At 34.9% G+C, this 23,885-nt stretch carries 26 protein-coding genes; 7 read left to right on the forward strand and 19 right to left on the reverse strand.

The window, feature by feature from the left end; translation table 11 throughout:
* Positions 1–8: 8 nt before the first annotated feature.
* The 6 genes from ACLMCG_RS01010 to ACLMCG_RS01035 form a co-directional block, all read right to left on the reverse strand.
* Positions 9–2,039 (reverse strand): S9 family peptidase, encoded by a 2,031-nt coding sequence (locus ACLMCG_RS01010; protein WP_413958439.1) that lies wholly within the window; start codon positions 2,037–2,039, stop codon positions 9–11.
* Positions 2,040–2,112: 73 nt separating this feature from the next.
* Positions 2,113–3,231 (reverse strand): FAD-dependent monooxygenase, encoded by a 1,119-nt coding sequence (locus tag ACLMCG_RS01015; protein WP_413958440.1) that lies wholly within the window; start codon positions 3,229–3,231, stop codon positions 2,113–2,115.
* A 15-nt stretch (positions 3,232–3,246) separates the two neighbouring features.
* Positions 3,247–3,747 carry a GNAT family N-acetyltransferase gene (locus tag ACLMCG_RS01020; protein ID WP_052186419.1) on the reverse strand — a complete coding sequence of 167 codons (501 nt, stop codon included), beginning with the start codon at positions 3,745–3,747 and terminating at the stop codon, positions 3,247–3,249.
* Positions 3,748–3,762: 15 nt separating this feature from the next.
* Entirely contained in the window at positions 3,763–4,353 is a 591-nt protein-coding gene (locus ACLMCG_RS01025; protein ID WP_413958441.1) for a hypothetical protein, read from the reverse strand.
* A gap of 215 nt (positions 4,354–4,568) precedes the next feature.
* Entirely contained in the window at positions 4,569–5,435 is an 867-nt protein-coding gene (locus ACLMCG_RS01030; protein WP_002979276.1) for an RNA polymerase sigma factor RpoD/SigA, read from the reverse strand.
* Positions 5,436–5,923: 488 nt separating this feature from the next.
* Positions 5,924–6,715, reverse strand: coding sequence for a S1/P1 nuclease (locus ACLMCG_RS01035; RefSeq protein WP_223600728.1), 792 nt, complete (start codon positions 6,713–6,715; stop codon positions 5,924–5,926).
* 495 nt (positions 6,716–7,210) lie between these two features.
* Here ACLMCG_RS01035 and ACLMCG_RS01040 point away from each other — a divergent pair, with 495 nt between their 5' ends.
* From ACLMCG_RS01040 to ACLMCG_RS01050, 3 genes are read left to right on the forward strand one after another with little or no spacing between them, the layout of a single operon-like run.
* The gene (locus ACLMCG_RS01040; RefSeq protein WP_223600727.1) at positions 7,211–8,128 is read left to right on the forward strand and encodes a type VI secretion system baseplate subunit TssG; all 918 of its coding nucleotides are present in this window, start codon (positions 7,211–7,213) and stop codon (positions 8,126–8,128) included.
* A 54-nt stretch (positions 8,129–8,182) separates the two neighbouring features.
* The gene (locus ACLMCG_RS01045) at positions 8,183–9,085 is read left to right on the forward strand and encodes a TssN family type VI secretion system protein (RefSeq protein WP_223600726.1); all 903 of its coding nucleotides are present in this window, start codon (positions 8,183–8,185) and stop codon (positions 9,083–9,085) included.
* Between the two features lie 26 nt (positions 9,086–9,111).
* The gene (locus tag ACLMCG_RS01050; protein WP_047374599.1) at positions 9,112–10,251 is read left to right on the forward strand and encodes a hypothetical protein; all 1,140 of its coding nucleotides are present in this window, start codon (positions 9,112–9,114) and stop codon (positions 10,249–10,251) included.
* Positions 10,252–10,331: 80 nt separating this feature from the next.
* Here ACLMCG_RS01050 and blaIND read toward each other — a convergent pair whose 3' ends face one another.
* Together blaIND and ACLMCG_RS01060 are read right to left on the reverse strand one after the other, a co-directional pair.
* Entirely contained in the window at positions 10,332–11,072 is a 741-nt protein-coding gene (gene blaIND / locus ACLMCG_RS01055) for an IND family subclass B1 metallo-beta-lactamase (protein WP_413958442.1), read from the reverse strand.
* A gap of 227 nt (positions 11,073–11,299) precedes the next feature.
* Complete coding sequence (locus ACLMCG_RS01060) at positions 11,300–11,716, reverse strand: Lrp/AsnC family transcriptional regulator (RefSeq protein ID WP_413958443.1); 417 nt, start codon at positions 11,714–11,716, stop codon at positions 11,300–11,302.
* Between the two features lie 112 nt (positions 11,717–11,828).
* Here ACLMCG_RS01060 and ACLMCG_RS01065 point away from each other — a divergent pair, with 112 nt between their 5' ends.
* Complete coding sequence (locus tag ACLMCG_RS01065) at positions 11,829–12,743, forward strand: DMT family transporter (RefSeq protein WP_413958444.1); 915 nt, start codon at positions 11,829–11,831, stop codon at positions 12,741–12,743.
* A gap of 116 nt (positions 12,744–12,859) precedes the next feature.
* Here the strand turns inward: ACLMCG_RS01065 and ACLMCG_RS01070 are convergent, their stop codons facing one another.
* Positions 12,860–13,513 (reverse strand): metal-dependent transcriptional regulator, encoded by a 654-nt coding sequence (locus tag ACLMCG_RS01070; protein WP_223600722.1) that lies wholly within the window; start codon positions 13,511–13,513, stop codon positions 12,860–12,862.
* Positions 13,514–13,597: 84 nt separating this feature from the next.
* Between ACLMCG_RS01070 and ACLMCG_RS01075 the strand changes: the two genes are divergently transcribed.
* Positions 13,598–14,632: a threonine aldolase family protein gene (locus ACLMCG_RS01075; protein WP_413958445.1), complete on the forward strand. Its 1,035-nt coding sequence runs from the start codon at positions 13,598–13,600 to the stop codon at positions 14,630–14,632.
* 157 nt (positions 14,633–14,789) lie between these two features.
* On the opposite strand, the gene ACLMCG_RS01080 is transcribed toward ACLMCG_RS01075, so the two are convergent.
* Complete coding sequence (locus tag ACLMCG_RS01080) at positions 14,790–15,293, reverse strand: hypothetical protein (protein ID WP_413958446.1); 504 nt, start codon at positions 15,291–15,293, stop codon at positions 14,790–14,792.
* Positions 15,294–15,455: 162 nt separating this feature from the next.
* Entirely contained in the window at positions 15,456–16,115 is a 660-nt protein-coding gene (locus ACLMCG_RS01085) for a hypothetical protein (RefSeq protein WP_413958447.1), read from the reverse strand.
* A 220-nt stretch (positions 16,116–16,335) separates the two neighbouring features.
* Between ACLMCG_RS01085 and ACLMCG_RS01090 the strand changes: the two genes are divergently transcribed.
* On the forward strand, positions 16,336–17,295 hold the full coding sequence (locus ACLMCG_RS01090) for a hypothetical protein (RefSeq protein WP_413958448.1): 960 nt from the start codon (positions 16,336–16,338) through the stop codon (positions 17,293–17,295).
* A gap of 24 nt (positions 17,296–17,319) precedes the next feature.
* Here the strand turns inward: ACLMCG_RS01090 and ACLMCG_RS01095 are convergent, their stop codons facing one another.
* From ACLMCG_RS01095 to ACLMCG_RS01125, 7 genes are all read right to left on the reverse strand, one after another.
* On the reverse strand, positions 17,320–17,874 hold the full coding sequence (locus ACLMCG_RS01095; RefSeq protein WP_413958449.1) for a DUF4256 domain-containing protein: 555 nt from the start codon (positions 17,872–17,874) through the stop codon (positions 17,320–17,322).
* Between the two features lie 136 nt (positions 17,875–18,010).
* A complete protein-coding gene (locus ACLMCG_RS01100; protein WP_413958450.1) occupies positions 18,011–18,409 on the reverse strand; it encodes a DoxX family protein in 399 nt (132 codons plus the stop codon).
* A 10-nt stretch (positions 18,410–18,419) separates the two neighbouring features.
* Positions 18,420–19,004, reverse strand: a complete 585-nt coding sequence (locus tag ACLMCG_RS01105; protein ID WP_413958451.1) for a YdeI/OmpD-associated family protein — start codon at positions 19,002–19,004, stop codon at positions 18,420–18,422.
* Positions 19,005–19,303: 299 nt separating this feature from the next.
* Complete coding sequence (locus tag ACLMCG_RS01110) at positions 19,304–19,774, reverse strand: SRPBCC domain-containing protein (RefSeq protein ID WP_413958452.1); 471 nt, start codon at positions 19,772–19,774, stop codon at positions 19,304–19,306.
* A gap of 214 nt (positions 19,775–19,988) precedes the next feature.
* On the reverse strand, positions 19,989–20,321 hold the full coding sequence (locus tag ACLMCG_RS01115; protein WP_047423136.1) for an ArsR/SmtB family transcription factor: 333 nt from the start codon (positions 20,319–20,321) through the stop codon (positions 19,989–19,991).
* Between the two features lie 132 nt (positions 20,322–20,453).
* Positions 20,454–21,755 carry an AbiH family protein gene (locus ACLMCG_RS01120; protein WP_413958453.1) on the reverse strand — a complete coding sequence of 434 codons (1,302 nt, stop codon included), beginning with the start codon at positions 21,753–21,755 and terminating at the stop codon, positions 20,454–20,456.
* A gap of 32 nt (positions 21,756–21,787) precedes the next feature.
* On the reverse strand, positions 21,788–22,198 hold the full coding sequence (locus tag ACLMCG_RS01125; protein ID WP_413958454.1) for an XRE family transcriptional regulator: 411 nt from the start codon (positions 22,196–22,198) through the stop codon (positions 21,788–21,790).
* A 149-nt stretch (positions 22,199–22,347) separates the two neighbouring features.
* On the opposite strand from ACLMCG_RS01125, the gene ACLMCG_RS01130 reads away from it, so the two are divergent.
* Complete coding sequence (locus tag ACLMCG_RS01130) at positions 22,348–22,581, forward strand: SymE family type I addiction module toxin (protein ID WP_413958455.1); 234 nt, start codon at positions 22,348–22,350, stop codon at positions 22,579–22,581.
* 228 nt (positions 22,582–22,809) lie between these two features.
* Here ACLMCG_RS01130 and ACLMCG_RS01135 read toward each other — a convergent pair whose 3' ends face one another.
* Positions 22,810–23,574, reverse strand: a complete 765-nt coding sequence (locus tag ACLMCG_RS01135; RefSeq protein ID WP_413958456.1) for an O-methyltransferase — start codon at positions 23,572–23,574, stop codon at positions 22,810–22,812.
* Positions 23,575–23,885: the final 311 nt, after the last annotated feature.

A 23,885-nucleotide genomic window follows, 5' to 3' on the forward strand; every position in this document is an offset into this window, starting at 1 on the left:
CAGAAACTTTATTTAGAAGCTCCTGCGGTTTTTTCGCTTTTTGGTGTATAGGTCACTTTTGAAATATCCACCGTCATTTCCTTCAGACGTTTTGCCACATTATCAGGCATTTCTTTCTGATATCTTCCACCGATTACTTCAGCAAGGAATTTCTCGGTTTCAGCATACATCGCCATACTGTTAACCGGCTTACGGAATCCGTGGCCTTCATCATCGGCAAGGATGTAATTTACCTTTTTACCTTTATCACGCAGTGCAATGACAATCTGATCGGCTTCAGCCTGCTTTACTCTTGGGTCATTCGCTCCCTGAACAATCAGTAATGGCTTATTGATTTTATCTACACTGAATAACGGGCTGGCATCATGCATACGTTTCTTACCTTCTTCAGTTTTAGGATCACCTACCATTCCGTAAAGGAAAGCACGGGCAGCTTCCCAGTAAGCAGGTACAGAATCCAATAAAGTAAAGAGGTTGCTTGGCCCTACAATATCTACTCCAGCAGCATATACATCAGGAGTGAATGCTAAACCTGCGAGTGTTGCATATCCACCATAGCTTCCTCCCATAATTACTACTTTATTTTTGTCTGCGATTCCTTGATCAATCAGGTACTTTACGCCCCAGGTGATATCATCCTGCATTAGTTTTCCCCATTGAAGATCTCCGCCGTTCTGGAACTTTTTACCGTATCCGCCACTCGCTCTGAAGTTGGGCTGTAATACCGCATATCCTCTGTTGGCTAAAAACTGTACGGTTGAATTATATCCCCAATAATCTCTTGGACCTTTCGGACCCCCATGAACGAGAACAACTACAGGTACATTTTTACCGGATGAACCTACAGGTAAAGTCAGATATGCCGGAATTTCAAGTCCGTCACTGCTTTTATAAGAAATAGGAGTCATTGCAGCCAGGTACTTTTCAACTTTTTTCAATTCTGTTCTTGGTGTATACTGAAATAGCAACTGTTTTGTTTTTGCATCAAAAAAGTAAGCTTCAGAAGCATATTTATCACCTCCAACAGCAACTAAGAATTTAGAATAATCATTCGTAGAACTTGAAAAATTAACTTCTCTTCCAGGAAATTTACTTTGCAGAAATTTATAATTATCTTCCCATGTTTTGTCTTTCCAGTAATACTCTGTTTTATCTCCGGTGTAAGAAGTGTAGATCATCTTCCTTGTATTTCTGTCCAGAAACAGTCCTCCAAAATCTACTTTATCTTTAGGATCGCTTTCTATTTTTGTAATCTGTTTTGTTTTCGGATCCATCAGGAATAGGGTTGATTTATCAAGATTCCCTTTATTGGTTACCAGATAGAATTTAGAATTATCCTCGTTCCAGTTTGAAATATAGGCGCTTTCCGTTATCAATGTTTCATAAATAGGCGTAAGTTTATCTCCTTCTTTATAAAAAAACTGGGTAGTTCCTTTATCATCTGTTTTGGACAGCACTCTTAATTTTTCATCCCAGTCAAATTCATAGCTTGTGATGCGGTCTGTATTTTCATAAATCTTTTTCAGTTCGCCTGTTGAGATCTTCAATGAATATAAATCATGCCATGCTTTATCACGGTTATTCAGTCCAATCATCAGTAAATCAGGATCTTTTCTGCTTACCATGTAGATTTGTGCTGTTACCTCTTTAAGAGGTGTTATATTCCTTGATTCCGGAATTCCTGTGGTTACTTTTGCCATAGGATCTACGGCGAAAATATTCATGTTCTCGTCACCATTTCCATCTTTTACATAAAGAATATACTTTCCATCTTCAGACCAGAAATATCCGTTCATCGGACGTTTGCTGTCTGTGAGTGGGCGGGCTTTTTCAAAAGGTTCATCAATTTTTTTAACCCATATATTCATGATGCCACCATATTCTTTCGTAAAGGAAATCCATTTTCCATCCGGGCTCAACTGTCCTCCGGAAATTTCCGGGTTTCCAAAAAATAATCCTCTGTCCAGTACCGGGACCTCCTGTGCTCGTGCTGTATGTACTCCTATGAATAAGAGCAATACATAAAAGATTTTTTTCATGCTGTTAATTTTTAGTTGTTATTAATAAATCGAATATAATTTTTGAAATTTTATCTTTTCCTAAACAGTATTTCTACATTTCCAGTTCTATAATCTTTTTAGCCATTTTTTGATGCATACTTTCCGGAATCATACCCATGAGAAAATTACGTATTGAATTTCCTCTTTCCCATTGAGAAACCTTGCCTATGCTTCGACTTGTGTTGACGATATAATCTACTTTTTTTCTTCTGATACTTTGAAATGCTTCAAAAACAACATTGAAATCCTGATTTTTTTCCAGCAATTTTCCGATGATATAAGCATCTTCAATGGCCTGGCAGGCACCTTGCCCCATATTAGGAGTTGTGGCGTGAGCAGCATCTCCGATAAGACATAGATTTTCAGAATACCATTTGGGAATAGGAGCGAGATCGGAGATTGTATTACAAGTAATATTTTCGTTTGCTGTAGCTTCAATAAGTTGTAAGACCAAAGGATCAAAATCATTAAAAATCTCTGCAATTTCAAGAGATCTCCCGAAGTTTTTTTCATTGATACAGGCATACCAGTATACTTTTCTATCAGAAATTTTTACAAATCCAAAACGTTTTCCTTTTCCCCACATCTCAAAGGCTTCCTGATGATATTTCTCTGGCAGATCGAAATCTAAAAAACCACGCCAGCATTTCTGTCCTGAGTTACGGATTGTTCCGGTTTTTAAAATCTGGTTCCGGATAGGGGATTTTATACCATCAGCTCCAAAAACAATCTGGCTTTCAAATTGATTTCCGTTTTCAAAATCTAAAATATAGTTTTCTCTCTTCTCAATTTTTTGTAGAGAATGATTAAGCTTAATGGAATCGGGAGAAAGGTTTTCAGCTAAGATCTTTTGGAGTTCAGCACGGTGGATCGCAACATTACATGAATTGTATTGAGCCTCAAGTTCCAGAATTTCTGTTTTGGAGATAGGCTGTAAAGATTCGTTGGCAATAACAATTCTATGGATTTTATTACCTGCTTTTTCAATTTTTTCCTTCAATCCCAGTTGATCAAAAACCTGCATTGCATTGACGGCCATCATAATTCCGGCTCCTACAGGTTTTATTTCGGGAGCAGATTCATAAATCGTGAAATCATACTGATGCTGTTTCAGTATATTTCCGAGGGTCAATCCTCCGATTCCGGCTCCGATGATTGAAATGGTGCTCATAAGACATCATTTAATTTATATTGTTAAAATATAGCTTTCCGATACCTTTTTGAAACCATATTTACTAAAAAAGTTGTGCGCTCCATGGTTGTTGACTCCGCTTTCCAATAGGATGAAACTGATATTCCAGTTTTTAGATTCATGGATGGCTTTCTCTAACAGTTTACTTCCCAGTGACTGGCCTCTTACAGACTGATCCAGAAGCATATCTTCTAAAATCGCATACTTTTTAAAAGGACTGTTGATCACATTAAAAACCATCATTCCGACAATTTCCCCATTTTCATTTTCTGCAATCAGAATATTCAGCTTGGAACTGCCATCAGAATTAAAATCAGTAATCAGCTGTTCAGTAAGAATCAGTTCAAGATCCGGATTCCAATGGTGGGAATCGATGGCCCTGCCGGACATCATTTCGCCATGGGAAATATAAGAATCTGTTTTATGGGTAATAAAAAAGTCTACCAGTTCTTTAACGCGGGCTTTATCAGTGAGCCATTTTGTAGTATATTTCATGAGTTGTGTTGGTATTTATTTTAATTTTTTCAATTCTTCTAACAGTTGGTTTTGCTTATTGATGAATTGATTGAGGCTGTCTGTTTTCAGAGGATGGGCATTCTGATACTTTTCAATTTCAGGAAGCGTTTTTCTGATTTTGAAAGCAGTGTATAAGCTATAAATACTTTGCTTGTTACGATAAATTTTACTCTTAAGTTCCTTTATCTTTTGAACTTTTAGATAATACTTATCTGAACTTTCTTTGATGAGGTTCATCATTTCCTTTCTTAAAACTGAATCATTAATAGATTTTGCCTCATTTTCTGCAATCAAATAATAATCTTCTGAATTAGAAATGACGCTGCTATATATACCTTGCATTTTATGAGCATCTTCCTGCATTAAAAATATTTTTTTATCTACTTTCTTAATTTCATCATCATTTTTGATTTTTTCATAATAAATACCGTTAAATATATCCTGAGTTTTACTTAACCTCTTTATTGGCATACTGGATTCCGTGTTCTCAGCGGCTTTTTCTACAATATCATTATTTTGGGATTTAGTTTCTCTGCAGGAAAGTACAGATAACGCAAGTATAGAAGCGAAAAGTATTTTTTTCATAGTCTGTTTTATTTTGGTGTTCTCAACATCATATCCCGTCGACTAAAATTAATCATTTAGAATTTATCGCAAATGAGTAAAGGATATGATTTTAATTAGTTGAATAAACGGTGAAAAATGTTACAGAAGTTTACGGACTGGATGTATGAATACTATCTAAATAAAAAGCGGAGCCTGAAACCAGACTCCGCCTATAAAATTTTTTACGCTAAAAATTATTTACCCAGATAAGATTTTAGGATCTTGCTTCTGGTATTGTGTTTTAGTCTCTTAATTGCTTTTTCTTTGATCTGACGAACTCTCTCTCTTGTAAGATCGAAAGTCTCACCAATTTCTTCTAAAGTCATTGGGTGTTTTCCGTTCAGTCCGAAGTATAATCTTACCAAATCAGCCTCTCTTGGCGTCAAAGTATTCAATGCTCTTTCAATCTCAATTTGTAGAGATTCAAGCATCAGATCTTTATCAGGACTTGGAGATTCTCCTGAACGTAATACATCATAAAGATTAGAATCTTCACCTTCTACTAAAGGTGCATCCATAGACAGGTGTCTTCCGGAGTTTTTCATTGATTCTTTAATATCTTCCTCGCTCATGTCAAGAACTTCAGCCAATTCTTCCGGAGAAGGTGGTCTTTCATTTTCCTGCTCAAGGTGAGCGTATGCTTTATTAATTTTATTGATGGAACCAATTTTGTTCAACGGAAGTCTTACAATTCTTGACTGTTCAGCCAATGCCTGTAAAATTGATTGACGGATCCACCATACTGCATAAGAGATAAATTTGAAACCTCTAGTTTCATCGTACCTTTTTGCCGCTTTCATCAATCCTAGGTTACCTTCATTGATCAAATCGGGTAAAGAAAGACCTTGATTTTGGTATTGCTTGGATACAGAAACTACGAAACGAAGGTTGGCTTTGATTAATTTCTCCAGTGCGGCTCTGTCGCCAGCACGTATTCTTTGTGCCAATTCTACTTCTTCGTCCGCAGTGATCAGTTCCACTTTACCAATTTCCTGCAAATACTTGTCTAATGAAGCAGTTTCCCTGTTGGTAACCTGCTTAGTGATTTTTAATTGTCTCATTTATTTTATCCTCAAAAAAGAGTTACTATAATATATACGTATGAAAAGGTAAAAAGGTTACACGAGATAGAGTATTTTTTGTATAATGTGAACCGTAAAATGTGTAAATATCTTCATGTTTTGGTTTAATTTATTGATATTCAGTATTTTATTTGAATTGTAAAAAAACGGTTTTTTTGTATAATGTCCGAAGTAAAATATATAAGTGTACTTTAAATTAACTAATGTGCTGATAATCAGTTGTTTTGTTCCGGGTTGGATGGTTTTAGATTTGTAATAATGATATTAATTAATTGATAATGAGTGTATTAATTTCTTTTTTGAAAATTAAAATATGTGTCAATAATAAAAAATGTAATTTCCCTAAACCCTAAACCCTAAACCCTAAACCCTAAACAAAAAAAACGAAACCGAAGTCCCGTTTTTATATCTTGAAATACAATTTTAAGCCGCCTTTGGTTAATGAACCCGCAACTCGAAACCCGTATTTAGAAAAGTTCGTTTAATACTTTTGCCAGTCTCAATCCTCCGTATAGAAGCTGTCTTTCCAAAGTATCATTGAATTTATACTGGTAGTCATAAGATAATTTAGAGTCGTTAGGAGTCTGTGCATAAATTTTATTAGCAATCTTATGAGAATCATATAACCAGTCTTCCAGCGTCCCGGACTGTATCTGTGCTACTTCTTCTTTAGATTTGATATCCAAAAGTTTAGAATATTCTGTGTAGCTGTATTTTTGAGAGTCTACCAGTTTTCCGTCCCAAACTGAGTGTAAATTGGTTTTGTCTCCGAAATAGGTAACATTGATTTTGTTTCCTCCCAAATCTTCTGCTCTTCCCACGTGAAGGGGCTGTGCAAGATCTCCCATAATATGGATAAGGAAAATTAAAGCAATTTTTCTGTCTTTTTCAGAAGTGTTTTTGTCTTTAATCTGGCTGGATAATGTGTTTACCTGAGTGTAAAGACTTGGTCCTGCCTGCGCTTTTAAATTTTGTTCAAAAGCTTTAAAGTCGGTCATCGGATCAATGTTTACATAATGCCATGATGAAGCCTGTTTCCATGCTCCTGTGGTATCAGATTTAATGAAATCCGGCCAGTTCGCCCAGTAAGCCAGACGCTCTTTTCCCATGATCTTTTTAATTTCTCTTCTCGCTTTACGGGAAAGATGGTTTTCTGCAATGTCTGCAATAACCCTGTGTCCCGTTAATCCCCATGCATAAGAATAAAGTGAAGAGGCCATGAATGCTAAAATCAGAATTTTAGAATAGATACTTTTCATTTTAAATAACAATTTTCAGTCTGCAAAGATACGGCCCGCTTTCGGAATGAGCATGCATTATCCTGAATTTATTCTATAAGATGATGTTAATAAAACTTAATCTGCATAAAAGAGGTATTTCTACTACGTTTGAAAACTTATATTTTGTTAGATGAAGATAAGAAATCAATAATAGCAGGGATAGGAGAGTGGAGAAAGAGAGAATAGTATCCTTATATATAAGGAAGAATTAAAATATAAAAACTTACCCCGACCTAAAACTTTAACCTTTAATTATCTGATTCTGAATAGTTAATTTTAAATTAAAAAAAACAAATAAACCTTTTATTTACCGTATTTTTACGGAATTTGCTGGAAGTTATTCCTTTTAATGTCAATAAATTATTATTTTTAGGATAAAATTATTTGTAAAATATTTTTTCAAACTTATGAGATATATTATCTTTACAAGTCATAATCAGAGGAAACACTATGTATGAGACTAATATTGTAGATATGCATTACAATAAGCTGCAGACAGACTTTAAGGCTGAAGCTGTGGCTGTTAATCTATTGAAATACCATCGTGCGGTAAGCAATATATTCATTGAGCGTGTTGGCGTGAACGACCGTGCTTACCTGAAGGATATTAAGAGTATTTCAAGCAGTTATTTAGGATTTGACGAAGAAGTATTTACCATAGAGAGTTACAGGGAAGGCATTTATGACTATCTTCCGGAGGGTTTATTCCACCCGCCGTCTCTTGGAGCTTCCAGAAAGAACGTAGATACTGTAGTAAGGGAAATCCGTAAACAAAAAAGGGTAGAAGATGATGCCCGTAAGTTTTTTCGTCCTTTTGAGCTGGAAGTTTTTTTTACGGAAATCAGTGCTTTACTTAAAGAATCTGAATTTGATATTACAAGCAATACGGATTCTTTATTGGAAACCGTAAGTGAGCTTTGGCCTCTGATAAAGATGCTGGATAAGCAGAATGCTTATATCTTCATGCATATTCTTCCTTTTTTCCACCAGATAAGAGGAGATAAAAAATGGTTTGAAAGATGTATGACTGCTTTTCTGCAGGTACCGGTAAATGTTACTTTTTCACCCAACATCATTGATAGGATTGAGAAAAATGATAATTCCATGTTATTGGGAAATTCAAGATTAGGAGTAACCTACATTCCAAGTGGTCCGCATATGGACGGGCAGCGAAACTGGGTGGTGAACATTGGTCCTATTCCTTATGAAGACATGAAGAAGTATATACCAGGAAGTCCGTTCAGAAATGTACTTCAGTCACTGTATGATTATTTTCTTCCGGTAACAGTGGATGTGGAAGAGAATTTTGTTACAGAAAAAGAGGAATATTCATTCAGCCTTGAAGACGATGGAAGAAATGCCAGCCGCCTTGGATACTCTACATTTCTCTAAATTATTTTATTATATTTACAACTACCAACAAAGTATAAATTCGAAAAGAAACAAATGGAAATTTCTTCAGTAAAAGGTATTTTTTTAAGGTATATCTTAATGCCTTTAATCGCAATTATTATGATGGTTATACTGGGTGTAATCCGTAGAAATAAACCTGCGATCAAAATTAAAGTAATTATTATATACGTGCTTCTGTGCAGTTTATGCCTGGCTATTCCGGGATTTTTCGGATTTGCCGGAAATCTCTTTAATCCGTACTGGTATCTCATCGCACAGGTTGTTTACCTTATTTTCGGGATTATTCATGTGAATTTGTTGCATAAGTATTTCAAAAAGCACATCGAATCCCTGGCAATGAGTATTCTGTTTGAGTCTCTGCTTTCATTGACGTGTATCGCTTTGGGTGGATATCTTTTCACTCTGATCTTTAACTGGATGAGTAAAGGAACAGGATATGCTGTAATGGCGGCAACAAGTATGCTGATCTTTGTAGTTCCCATGGTATTTTATTACTGTTATATCCAGTTTATCACGATTCCTTTTGATATTTATAAAACATGGAGATATTCACCGGAGCAGAAACTGCCTGATTTTGAAGGAGCAGATTTTGACAGATTAATGGTATTGAATGTTGAATTGAGCAAAAAATTAGAAGATACCAACCGTTTCAGAATCAAGGCAAAAACACTTCCAACGGGAGTTACTTTCGGAGATTGGTTCTACAGGGTAGTAGATGATTACAACCATAAGAATCCGGGATCTGTTATTCACCTTTCAGACGAAGGAAACGAGCCTTACTATTGGATCTTTTACACTAAAAAATCGTTTTTCAGTTTCAGAAAATACATAGATTTCGACCACGACATTACAACAAACAGCATTTCTGAAAATGAAGTGGTGATTTGTAAGAGAGTCATTCAGCATGAAGAGGAGGGAGTCGCAAGAAAATCATAATCACAAAAAATTAAAAAGTATTAAACATGATACAGCCTATTAAACATTTTGCAATCAACTGGGTGGATGGGATGAAGGTTTCCCAGAGACACCTTAATGATCAGGATAATTTCTTAATTGATACCATCAGAGATTCCAATTCCCTTGGAATTACTACATATAACTACGGACTTCTGCCTATTTCCAATGAATTTACAGACCGTACCATTTTTGATGTTCACAACACTGCAACCAATGATGTACAGCTTGTTATCAAGCGTTGTAGCGCTGTTACGATGGCGGGTTACCGTATTGAGCTGACAGACAGAAGAATCAGCGTAAAGTCTTTGGCGAAATCCATGAACGAAGAACAGGCAGACGGAGAATATTATATCTTAATCTCTGTAAATCCTTTTGATAAAGTTCCTTTTGGAGATATTGACCCTGAAGAAATTCCGCCGCGCCATCCAAGTGCACAGCCTAATCATCATATTGAACTACTTCCTGTAACTTCTCTTAACAGCAGCTACTCGGGAGGTAATTATCTTATCATTGGAAAAGTAGACTTAAAAGGGAATATTGCTCAGGTAGATTCCAACTTTATTCCACCTTGTACGTCTGTACAGAGTCACCCGGCATTAGTGGAATATTACAGCAGCTATGCAAAATCTATCGGGAATCTTCAGCAGTATGCTTTTAAAATTATTCAGAAGACTTCCCATAAAAATCAAAATACAGCGTTGGCACAAAACGTGAAGTTCCTGTGCAGTACAATGGTGAATACCTTTGGAGATATGTATTTCCAGTTCAGAAATATTACGCCTTGGCAGCCGCCAGTATTTCTGATTGAGTCTTTTGCAAGATTGGCCCTTCATTTATATAATTCAACACAGCTTCTTGTTCCTGCTGAATTGGAAGAAATGCTGAACTATAGCCTGGAGTGGAGTGAGATTGCTCCTCATACTTTATTGAACCAGCTTTCTATTGTGGCAGAGACCAATTACGATCATCATAACTGTGGTGAGCCGTTGCTTTATATTCAACAGATGCTGAGAAGCCTTGAAACCATTTTCTCTAAACTAAGCGAACTTGATTACATCGGTCAGAGAAAAGAAAACATCATCGTTAACGAGCAGGAAGTTTCTACCAATACAAATCCTAAGAGAGGTTGGAGTGTATTAGACTAATACAACCATCATTAAAATATAAATCCCGAATGAAAATTCGGGATTTTTTTATGGTATATGAAGTTTATAAAAATAAATTATTATTCCTGTTTTTTGTTTTTCTCTAAAAGCTCAAGCGTATGCTCAACATGTCCGCCTCCTTTCCATTCGTCATGACCTGGAATCACAAGAGTGGCCTGTGAATATTTGTTTTCCAATTTTGTCATGGTTTGTGGCCATTGTGCAACATTGGCTTCTCCTGTATAGCCAAGATCAACTGCTGCTTTGCTTTTCACAAGACATCCTCCATCCAGTATTTTATATTTTGGGAACCATACCACTACATTATCGGCTGTATGTCCTTCTCCAAGAAAGTCTACCACAAATTCTTCCCCGCCAATACGATAAGGTTTCCCTGTTTTGATGATTTCTGTAGAAGTAGCTTTTCCGTCTTTCTTCAGCAGTTCATTGGTTTTTGCTGTTGCATACGTTTTAATTCCTTTGTTGTTATAAAAGCTTAAATCTCCGGCTCTGTCTTCATGTGAATGCGTTGCAAATACTGCGATAACAGGAAGGTTATGGCGCTTTTGAATAGTGTCCAGCAAACTTTGATATTGGGTTTTCTGCCATGGCACATCGAATAAAACAACTCCTTTTTTGGTTACCAGATAAACAGCATTGGTAGAATATTCTTTACCTCCAAATACTCCGAAAGTTTTATAAATATAAAAGTTAGGTTTAATCTGAGGCTCAATCACAAAATCTCTCACCTTGGTGTCCTGAGCGTTTGCAAATGGGCTTAATAACATCGAAATAATAAAAAACGGAATGCTTTTTTTCATAATTTTTTTAGTAATAATTAAATGTTGGGATTTGTCAGAAAAGACAAAGTCTGTAGAATATTTTGCAAACCTAATTAAAAATTAATTTTCAGGTATTTTATGAAGGGGAGTTTAACCGTTTTTTAACGATTTTTGTTAAAATTGGCTTCAGAGAATCAACGGTTTTTATTGTCACAACAAAATATCAATAGGGATTTCAAGCCCTGCCTTTACTGTGTTCATTGATACTAATGTTCTGAAGTGTTTGATATTCTCATTGTTGTAAATATTCTCCGTGTGAGCTTTTCGTAGTCTTTCATAGAAGGAACTACAACTACCAGTACAAAATCTGATTCTCCGGTAACATAATAACACTGCTGGACTTCAGGAGCTGAAGTAAACAGTGTTTGAGCCTGATCTATCAAATCTATTTTATCCCTTTCCAGGAAAACTTCTACAATAAGGGTAACAGAGTGCTTTAACTTTTCTGTATCAATGACGGAAATGTCTGCTTTAATTATTCCGGTTTCCCGCATTCTTTTGATTCGCCTTTGTACCGCAGCAGCTGAAAGACCTATATGATCTCCAATATCTCTTTGTGGAGTAAGATTATTCTTTTGCAGGATCTTAAGGATTTGAAAATCAAATTGGTCAAGTTCATTCATTTTTTTAGAATTAAGGAGTTTAGTGAAACAAAATTGCAAATTAATACTCAAATTTCGTGAAAAATCAAGCAGTATTTGATGCAATTTTGCATTTTAAATAGAATTTATCACTATGAATGTACTAAAAGGTTTTTCTTTGGCGGTATTAGCCGCTTTATTCTGGGGTGTTGCCGGAACATTTGCACAATTTCTTTTTCAGCAGCGGGGAGTTAATATTGAATGGCTGATTACCATACGTTTACTCATTTCCGGGATATGTCTTTTGCTGTATGCAAAGTTTTCTGATAAAACCGAGCTTTTTGAGATCTGGAAAAATAAAAAAGATGCCATACAGCTTGTTATTTTCAGCATAACAGGAATGTTGGCAGTTCAATATACCTATTTTGCGGCTATAAAATATTCTAATGCAGCCACTGCCACTGTTCTTCAGTATGCAGGCCCTGTTATAATTGCTGTATATCTTGCTTTTAAAAATAAAAGAGTTCCTGTTTTGGTTGAAATAGCAGCAATTGTTTTAGCAGTTTTAGGAACTTTTTTACTGGTAACTCATGGAGATACATCCAGTCTTTCTATCTCCGGAACAGCTTTGTTCTTTGGCCTTGCTTCAGCTGTTGCATTGGCTGTTTATACATTACAGCCGGTGAAACTTTTATCAAAATACAAATCTTCTCTTATCATTGGATGGGGAATGTTTTGTGCAGGCATCATATTCAGTTTTGTAAAAGCTCCATGGGACATTCAGGGAGTATGGGATATGCAGACATTTGGCTATACTGCATTTATTGTACTATTCGGAACATTAATCGCTTTTTATTTTTATCTATCAGCAGTTCAGATTATCGGAGGGCAGAAAACAAGTCTTCTGGCATCTATGGAACCACTTTCTGCTACAATTTTAGCAGTGCTTTGGCTTAATGTTTCTTATTCTTTAATTGACTGGATTGGAAGTATATTTATTATTTCAACTGTTTTTCTGTTGAGCATAAAACCTAAGAAGGTTAAAATAATACCGGAGGAAGCAAATTGATCTGAATTATTTTAAATTGAAAAGAGATAGTTCAAGAATCTTATAATAGTGTTTTATGAAATGACAAACTTCACAGGTTTTATAATCTGTGAGGTTTATTTTAAGATGTGCTAAGATTATTTCTTAACCAATATTTTTTCAGTCGCCTTTTTGCTTAAAATTTCCGTTTTGCCATCAATTTCTATCGTCATTGATTTATCAAAACTTTCCACTTTAACGACTTTTACTTTTGTATTCAGGAGAAGTTTTCTGTCATTCAGATAAGTAAGGAAAGCATCGTCAGATAAAGTAACCGAGGCAAAAGTAACATTTTCACCAGGTTCACAGTGGCTCAGTTTCTGCAGATCCTGGGAAATAATATTTCCGTCTTTATCAGGAATAGGCTCTCCATGGGGATCAAATTTAGGATAATCCAGAATTTCATCCATTTTATCGAAAAAGATTTGAGAGTGTACGTGTTCAAGCTGCTCGGCAATTTCGTGAACATTTTCCCATCCAAAATTCATTTTTTTTACCAGAAACATTTCGGTAAGTCTGTGTTTTCGGACTACCAGAGCGGCTTCACGTCTTCCGCCTTCGGTAACGATTAAAGGTTTGTAGGTTTCATAAATGACCCACTTTTTCTCTGCAAACTTTTTCATCATATTATTGACACTCGGCATTTTTACATTCAAAAATTTGCTGAGTTCATTAATCGTAACCTTTCCTTCATTGTCAACTAAATGAAACAAAGCTTTCAGGTAATTCTCTTCTGTTAGGGTTGTTTTCAAAATGTTAGATGATTTTCAATACAAATCTAACAAAATAAAATGAAAGTTTACTCTTGTTATTTTAACTTTTTTTACTTTTACTCTATGAAATTTTCATTCAAAAACGACTATTCAGAGGGATGTCACCCGAATATTCTACAAGCGCTTACAAAAAGTAATTTTGAACAGCAGGCCGGATATGGAGAAGATGAGTATTCATTAAAAGCTAAAACATTAATTAAAGAAAAAATCAACAATCAGGATTCTGAAGTTTTTTTGGTTTCAGGAGGAACGCAGGCGAACTTAATTGTTATTTCAGCGATTTTAAAGCCATATCAATGCGCGATTTCTGCCGCTCCCGGTCATATTCTGAATAATGAAACAGGAGCCATTGAAGCCACTGGACATAAGGTATTGAGCATTGAAACAGCAGATGGAAAATTAAGACCGTCGGACATTATTCCGGTTTTGGAAGGACATAGTAATGTACCACATCAGGTGATGCCTAAGCTGGTGTATATATCCAATTCTACAGAGCTGGGAACCATTTATCAGGCAAAAGAGCTGGAAGAGCTTTCAGCATTTTGTAAAGAAAAGAAATTATACCTGTTTATGGACGGAGCAAGGCTGGGACATGGGCTGACTTCAGAAATCAGTGATCTTACTCTGGAAAAAGTAGCTCTTCTGACGGATGTTTTCTACCTTGGAGGAACCAAAAACGGGGCGTTGATAGGAGAGGCTATTGTCATTAATAATCCCGTTCTTCAGGAAGATTTTGCTTTTAATATCAAACAGAAAGGAGCGTTATTAGCTAAAGGAAGACTGCTGGGAATACAGTTTATGGAACTGATGAAAGACAATCTGTATTTTGATCTGGCGAAACATGCCAATCAGCAGGCTATGAAAATTAAGAATGCATTGCAGAAAAAAGGAATAGCATTTCTTGCTGATACCTATACCAATCAGATTTTTCCTATTGTAAGCAATGAACTTATAAGCGTACTGTCTGAAAGTTTTGAATTTTTTGTCTGGAAAAAAGTAGATGAGAATTCTTCGGCAATACGTCTTATTACTTCCTGGAATACAGGTGATGAAGCAGTAAACCGGTTTATTGAAATCATTGAAACAGAATTACCATAAAATGAAGAGGTTGTCTCAAAAGTATCATTCTGAACGAAATGTAATGTAGTGAAGAATCTCACACAGTTGTTTATTATAGAGATCCTTCCTTCGTCAGAATGACAAAAGGCCGCTATTGGACTTTTGAGACAGCCTCTTTTTGTTTTATAATAATGTATTATTTCTTTAAAGCTTCGCTCACTACTTTACAGTCTGCGGTGTTTAGCTTCTGTCCGTCTTTATAGCTGATTTTTTTCTCATCCGCATATTTAGACTGTCCGTCTTCCTCTTTATGATCTCCAATTCCTTCTGTCAAAGCATTATCTTTCTGGATGAAGTAAATATCTCTTTTGCTTTTTTTACCTTCAGAAGCAAATTCGTAAGTCAGTTTCAGGGTATCTCCGGATTTGAAACCAGTTACATCTCCTGTTGAACTGTCTTTCTCACTGTTTTTATAAGATAATTTTCCGGTGATAGTTCCTAAATTGTCATCAATGGAAGCAAAAACACTGTCTTTTCCTGTCACCCCGATATAGCAGAACGATTTTGGTCCAAGAGTATCTATTACAGGTTCTTCAACAGCGATAGTATCTGCCACTGCCTTGGGAGCCGGAGCTTCAGTTTTCTTATTACAGTTGATTAAAAAAGCTGATACAGCACCCAATAAGATTAATTTTTTCATATCCTTAATTGTTAAAAATCAAATTTCTATTCTGCTAAAATAATAATAGTATTTGTATATTAAAAATAGGATATGAAGAGATAATGATTTTATGATGAAAATTAATATTTCAGAAAATAAATTTTAAGGAAAAATATTAATTAAAAATATTGTTTGGTATGTTTAATTAATTTTTATTTTTCTATCACAGTACTGTGTTCCTGTAATGTTATTCTCCTGATCTCTGCTTATAAATTTTTGTATCAGATTCATTATTATAGAATAACGGTCAGTGTTTTTTAATTGTGTGAGTTTAAGATCTTTGATATCAAAATCCCCAATTAGACGATAGGTTAATTCATTATAGTTATCTAAATTTAAGATATTTAATTCAAAAGCATAGTAATCATTATTATAAGAATAAATGATTTTTTTATCTTGCGAAATTATAGGCTTACTTCCAAAAAAATAGAATAAACGATCCTTTGCATTATACATTTGGTAACCACTGATTTCAAATCCAGAATACTTAAAAAAATAAAAGTTGTCTATTATTGAAACAAGTTTAAATTTTCCTAAAGTGCTATGACGGTCTTTGGGAATTTGGTCTCTTTGATCTTTGTCGCAGAAAAAAAAATCTTTTGATTCTCCTTTTATATTTATTTTTAAACATTTGCCATCATATATGTCTGGGAATTTATTTTGAAATAACTTAAGATTATCCTGACTATTTTCTTCTATATTGATTACTTCGGGAATGGTTTCAGAGAAATTATCAAAGAGTTTTTCTGTAAAAGATATATTGAAATGACCATTAGAATTTATACTTTGCTGTAAGTCCATGCATTTTTGTGTGTAGAATACTGTAGATAGGAGTACAGAGATAAAAAGAAATATTTTTTTCATACCCAAAATTGATACAATTAAATTTTGAATTCCAAAAATAACAATACTACTTGTATTTTAATAATATTGATCATGATAAAATACTTTTTTTAATGCTCTTAAAAATGTCTGATGTTTTTAGGCACGGAAAATGATTGACTATGCAAAATTGATTTTAATGAAAAAGATTGCTAAAGCGCTGGGACTGGGATTGCTGATGCTTGGTCTGCATTTTATATCAGGGCAGACGCCTCAGAATTATATTTACACTTCATCAGGGGATCTTAGGAAAATAGAAAAAATAATTACCCGTCAGGATATCGGAGGAGTACAGATTGTTTATAACTGGAGAGCTTTGGAAACCTCAAAAGATGTGTATGATTTTTCTGTGATTGAAAAGGATCTGGAATATTTAACTTCCATCAATAGAAAGCTATTTATTCAGCTTCAGGACAGGTTTTTTGAGCCACAGGCCAGATATATTCCTGATTATGTGTTGAATGATAAAGAGTATACAGGAGGATTGGTTCCTCAATATGATAATCCGGGGGAAAATAAACCTGTTGGAAGCGGATGGGTTACCCAGCAATGGAATCCTGCTGTCCGGGAGAGATTTCAGAAGCTTATAGGAGCATTGGCACAAAAGTTTGATGGTAAAATTCAAGGAATTAATCTTCCCGAAACATCAATAGATATAGAAATGAAAGCAGATAAAACCGGTTTTAGCTGTGACCGCTATTTTCAGGCTGAACTGGAAAATCTGAAGTTTGCGAGAAATGCTTTCCATCAATCCAATGTACTGCAGTATGTCAATTTCTTTCCCTGTGAATGGGACAATGACCATCAATACATGTCCAGGCTGTTTGATTTTGCTTATAAAAATAATATAGGGCTGGGAGGGCCGGATATTGTTCCGAATAAAAAAGGCCAAATGAAAAATTCTTATCCTTTCTTTAATCAATACAAGGGAAAGCTGCCTTTAGTCGCCATGGCAGTTCAGGAGCCGACTCTCACTTATACAAATCCAAAAACTAAAAAGCCTTTTACCAAAGAAGAATTTGTAGAATATGCTGAAAATTATCTTGGTGTGAAAATTATTTTCTGGAGTGTGGAATCTCCCTGGTTGAGAGATTCCTAATGTATTCTGATAAAGATAATTCTCCTATATTTTTAGGATTCCTCTAAATCCTCTTGCTGCATAATAAGAATCTGCACCATTGTGGTAAGTAAATACAGTATTATATCGTCTGTCACAGAAAAGGGCACCTCCGAGTTCTCTTACCTGTGATGGCGTTTTTATCCAGCTTGAGGTCTTTTGATCAAACTTTCCAAGTTCCTGAAGACTGCGGTATTGTTCCTCTGTTAAAAGTTCAATACCCATTTCTTTGGCTTTGTCGATGACGTTGCTTTCCGGTTTGTTGGCTTTTCTGGCATCCCAGGCTGGATAATCATAGCAAAGGCTTCTACGTTTTGGGCTTTCCGGGGAACAGTCTACGAAAGAGTACTCGTCTGTTTTTTTATTGTAATCTACGATGTCGGGTTCACCTTCTGTAGTTTCCATTTCGTGTAAAGACCAGATTTTTTCGGGATCGGCTTCCAGTTTTTGCTGGATTTTTTCCCATTTCAGATCCTTATGACGATTCATGTTTTTTTCAAAACGGGCTTTTAATGTTTGTAAAAGTTCGTTGATTTGTTCTGGTGTCAGTTTCTTTTTCATGTCAAATTTTGTTTTATTATTGATTGAATTGGTTGGTAGTGTTGGGTCATCGCAAAGGCGCAATTTTTACAAATAAGAGTTTTTTTAAGGCGCAAGGATTTTATCTGCGATAAAATTTCTTTCTTTTTTAAAATGATTAATCAATTATAGTGATTTTTCTGTCTGCAGGTCTGAAATACCAGGAAATAATGACCAATACCAATAATAATACTGCCGGAAAAGTTCTTCCTGCTGTATCACCTACAATAAGATGGGAAATTACAGCGCCTGACATCACGAAGAAAAATCCTGCATAAGCCCATTCTTTTAGCAACAGACGTTTGGGAATCAGGATGGCAATAACGCCCAATATTTTCCATGTTCCGATAATGGTCATCAGGTAAGAAGGATAACCCAAATTGGTGAAATTGAGCAGTTCATCTTTGCTTTTCATCAGCTGCACAATTGCTGTGGAAACCATTCCCAGAGCCATCCAAAGCGTGAATACCCAATAGATGATCTTTGTTCTTTTTTGTGATTGTTGTGGTGTGTTCATGATTTATTTTTTATAGTGAATCGTTTAATCCTATTCCGTCCATGATTTGTGGAATGCATTTTTCAATGCGGGCTTCCCGGGTTTTGGACTGTTTGGCAGAGGAAAAGTGGAGTAGGTAAGCTCTTTGTCTTCCCGGAGTTAATGCCTTAAAAGCTTCCTGCAATGCCGGATCCTGATCCAGTTTGTTCTGAAACTCTTCAGCCATATCAAATTCTTTAGTTTTCTTCATCTCAACTTTAGCACCTGATTCTTCAATCTCAACGGCCTCAAACATATAGTTGAGAAGAACATCTTCCAAATCATTGATTTGCTCTACGTCTGTAAAGCGCACCTGTCTTGCAGCCTGTACATTTTTAGACTGCTGGATCAGAATCTGGTCCGGGTCTTTCATCAAAGCGCCTTTAAAGAAGAGAATCGCACAATATTCTTTAAAACCGTGGATCAGGAAAATATTTTTCCCTTCATAGGTATAACATGGGCATCCCCATTTTAAATCTTCTACAAGTTCGGTGCTTAGGGCTATTGTTCTTAATTTTTCAAATTCTTTGTGCCATTGCTGGCTTTTATCAAAGAAGAAATTGACTTTTGGATTCATGTGTTTTGGGTTTGAGGGTTTGAGAGTATTAGAGTGGGAGTGTTCTAGAGTTTGAGAATATAAACGTTCAAGGTTTAAAGTTTAATGTTCAGGGTTGTTATCCTTTCAAGGGAAATTGACGAGTCACTTGCAAAGCAAAATTTACTATTAACATTCATAATTTGAGCTTTGGTGTTCACTATCTCTCATCTCTTCGTCTATTATCTATTTTCTCTTTTTGACGAGTCACTTGCAAAGCAAAATTTACTATTAATATTCACAATTTGAACTTTGGTGTTCATTGTCTCTCTCTTCGTCTATTATCTATTTTCTCTCTTAAACATTTCCTGCAAACGATTATGCGCCATATTGATTCCCTGGGCGAAAGGTAATTTCAGCATCTGGTCTCTGAAATCTACGGATTTATAGATCGTCTGGATTGTGATTTTGCTGGTGGTATCCGTTATTTTTTCAAATTCTAAAAACTCCATCTGAACAGGAAAAGGAGTGTTTTCCATCTGAAAAGTTCTTATAATTTTCTCATTATCTGTCACTTCGTGAATGGTTCCATTGGCGCTGAAAACTACGTCACCTTGTGGGTTGGAGGTTTCAAAGCGATAACTTCCGTGTTGTTTGTTTTCAAATTTTGTCACTTTGGTGCCCATCCATTGTTCAAAGAGTTCAGCTTCCGTATACGCTTTGAAAAGGAGTTCTACCGGAAGATCAAATTCTCTGGTGATGAAAATTTCCTGTTTTCCGTCTTCTGCGTGGATTTTTGTTTTAAGTTCCATATTTTGAGTTTTGGTGTTGAGGGTTTTCTGAGTATTAGAGTGGGAGAGTTCTAGAGTTTGAGAATACAATCGTTCAAGGTTTAAAGTTTAATGTTCAACGTTGTTATCCTTTCAAAGGTAATTGATGATTCACTTGCAAAGCAATATTCACTATTGATATTTATAGTTTAAACTTTGACGTCCATTGTCTCTCATCTCTCCGTCCATTATCTCTTTATCTCTTATCACTATTGCTTTGATACGCTTTCATTACACTTTCCAGCTTATTGAATTTCTCGTCCCACATTTTGCGGAAGGGTTCTATAAAATCGGCTATTTCTTTCATTTTATTGGGATTTAGGTGATAGATTATTTCGCGGCCGTTTTGTTCAGATCTTAGCAGTTCGCATTCTGTAAGGATCTGGAGATGCTTTGAAACGGTAGGTCTCGCCGTATCAAAATTAGAAGCAATGGCTCCCGCTGTCATCGACTGTGCCGCCACCAACATCAATATAGATCGTCTTGTAGGATCCGCTATTGCCTGAAAAACATCTCTTCTTAAATTCATCGTGTAGTTATTTGACTACAAATATATGTGTAGTTATTTAGCTACGCAAGTTTTTTTTGAAGAAATTTTATTGAAGTCTGTGTAATTGTGATTATTAAAAGAAAAATGGAGAACTGAATGCTCTCCATTTTGTTATGTAAATAATGCTTTTGTAAATTTTTTATTGACTACTTTGTCTCTCATCGATGCTTTATCTGTGAAATTTCTAGAAATATTTCTTATCATTTCGCTATAGTTATCAGTCCCATCATTTTTTTGACGATAGTAAGGTTTAACAGAACTACAGTTTTTGTGTTCAAAGAGAGTGTTAAGTAAAGTCCTATCTGAAATTCCACAAGAATGACCAAATATGAAAACTTGATAATTATTTGAATTTATAAAATCCAGTAGTCGTTTATAAGAATCACTTTCAAGATATTTCATTGACTTAATATTTTGTAGATATTCATTGTCATCAAGATCTTCAATTTCTAAGTAATCTTTATCTATCTCATCTCCAAAACCAAAGATTATTTTATTATCCATTTTATTATTTAAAATCCCATGTATATGTATTACATCAATTGCTATATCATTTTCAAATTCTTTATCAATTGGAGGAGTATGATAGTGAATCTCTGTTGATGTATAATTAAAGTTTAAGAATAAAACTTCATCCGGTCGATATCGAAAGTAATTTGCTGATGCTTCAGATTTTAGTAGTTTTTTGATTTTTGTTTTAGTCGCTTTATCATCTAAACTGCTTAATGCTTTATATAATCTCTTTTCTCGATCTGATAAATCTAGTTCTTGAATGTGAATTCTATTTGAATCCAAATCTTTAATATTTGGGTAAACATTCTGAAAAATTTCTTCTGTTAAATGATTAATAGATAACTCTGAAAAATCTCTAAAATTAAAGTCGGAATATATTACTTCATGTATTGATCTTTTTAAGCATATCTCATCATCAGTACTAGCAAAACTCTTATTAAATTCTGTTTGAATTATTGTAAGATATTCTTCTAATAAAGATTCAATAACTTGGAAATGTTTATTCAGGTCACTTATATCATATCTTCGTGCAGATAATTCTTTATAACTCTTTTTTAATAGTGAATAATATTCCTTTTCAATATCAACCCAATTAAGAGAATAATTTTTTTCTGTTAAAATTTCTAGAAATTTATTTTGATATTCTATGTAACTCTTATTAAATCTTAAACTTGTTAAAAAACTTTTATACTCGGATTCTCCTTTAGCTGCTTCGTTGTATAAGAGTGATGGAACTCGTTTAATTATAATATTATCATCTTGATAGGTCTTACCATAATATTTTTTGTCTAAAACCTCTTTTCTTTTATTTCCCCAATAATCATTAATAAAAGCTCCATAACTTGTTGACATCCCGTGAGCAAGGTCAAAACCATTCCCAATTAAAATTATACGATTCATTATTATTAGTTTCTGTAAAAGCGTTTTTGATATTATTTCTTTTCAATCAGCCTCTCCAACTTCTCAATCATTTCCCTCTGCTGCTCCAGCATACGCTCATAAAGCTCCACCATTTTATCAAGAGGATTGAAAGTAGGCTGTACATTTATTGCATTTAAAGTTGATGTATCATTACTTGTGAAAGTATTAGAAATAATATTCACCGCTTGTTCCTCATCAAAATTCTCAATGGCTTCCGCGGGAACTTTCAAGATTTGAGCTATCTGTGTCAGAATATCAGATTCTACGGTTTCTTTTTGCTCTAAAAGGGAAACTTTCTTCTGGTTCCATTCATCACCTAGTTCAAAAGCCAATGCTTCCTGTTTGATGCCCAGCATTTCGCGGAAACGCTTTATATTTCTACCTTGGTGTATTTTTTTATTTTGCATATCTGTGTCAATCATAATAACAAATATAAAGCTTTAGAACAAAAAAATAATGCTCCTTTTTAAAATAAATGATATTCTAAAATATTCCTCTTTCTGAATAAAAAATACCTCTCCTAACTATAATATCCCCGTAATTATTTCTTGATTTGCTGAAAAATACAAAGATGAAAAAGATGATTAGTATTCGGGGTAAATATAAAATAATTACCTATCGTAACCTTACGGTTTTCCATAAAGGATTTGAGAGAGCCTATCGCAGAATAGTTTTCTTTCCGGAGATCAGAATGGCAGGGAAGTGGCTGCAGGATTGTGGTTTTGAGCCGGGAGATAAGGTGTTGGTGACGGTCAGAAAAAATCAGATTATTCTGGAAAAACAGGTAGTGAGCTATGAATTATAGTTAACAGCTTAATATATTCTTAATGGTTTAATATATAGACTCATCCTGATTTTGATTTTTATTTAACGCAAAGTTTTATCTGATGAGGTGCTTCATTTTAGGGAGCAAAGAGTGGGCAAGTGAATTTGCCTGATGAAGCGGTGTGAATCGTTTTCCGCATATTTGGTGATTAAGCGGATTTTTGAAGTGTATTATTAATCTGTGATATTTGCGTGATGAGTGGGGCAATTATTGTTTTATAAAAATGCCGATGTATTTTCCGCTATATTCTACAACAGTAGTGTTAATATTTTTTTTAGCACAGAAATCCTGATAGGCAGAATTGTCGCCAATATCATCACTGATAAAAACTGCACCGGATTTCAATCTTTTATAAATCTGTTGGTAAGCCCACATTCTTCCGTGGTAGCTTTTATCAGAATCATAATGAAAAACATCAAAAGAAGAAACCTGTTTGAAAATTTTCGGTAAAGATTCTCTATCTGCAAAACGGAATAGCTGCCAATATTTTTTAAGGTCTTCAGGAACAACATATCCTACATACTCATCACCATCCTGAGCAAGATAAGGCATATCTGAGCTGTACAGTGTTCCGTTTCTCTTTTGAAGTGAAAGCAATATGGCTAAAGAAGACCATCCGTAAGCTACTCCGGTTTCAAGTACATTTTGAGCTTTTGTATATTCACAGGCATAATAAATTAGCTCCAGTGCGCCAGGACCGCCCATTGTAATAGGGCATTGTGCTTCTTTTGTAATTGCTATTTCCAGAATATCAGCATAGGTATTTCTGAAATGATCAGTATCCATGGAGAAAAGCCTGGAAACTGCTGTTTTTTGAGAAACTGCTATGGATGCAGCCCAGGAATTTGTTTTTGCTTTTCCTTTGAATGGACTTCTTCTGCTTACCGTATTTTTAATGATTTTTCTGCCCAGTTCAGGATAAAGAGCAGGCCTTTTGAGATACGCTACAAATGTTTTGAGAACTGTTGACATTTCATTGATTATGTTAAAGTTACAAGACAAATGTATTTTTTTTAAATCTATATTGCGTTGAGACAATATAATTTTTATGTTAAATCTGTTCAAGATTTTTTAATACTATAATCCGGTAATTTGGCATAGCTTTTTAAGTGATGAGGTGCTTTATTTTAGGTAGATAAAATTGGTCTCATAAAATTATGAGATTGTGGAGTAGAAATAGTTTCGGCCGCCAAAGGCGGCCGAAATATATGTTGTTATGAGAATGGTATTGTAGGAGAAAGTTATCATCTGTCAAAGGAAAAATTTGTATTTCTTTCCTTCCC

It is taken from the genome of Chryseobacterium sp. S90, from assembly GCF_047444895.1.
In the GTDB taxonomy this organism is placed as follows: Bacteria; Bacteroidota; Bacteroidia; order Flavobacteriales; family Weeksellaceae; genus Chryseobacterium.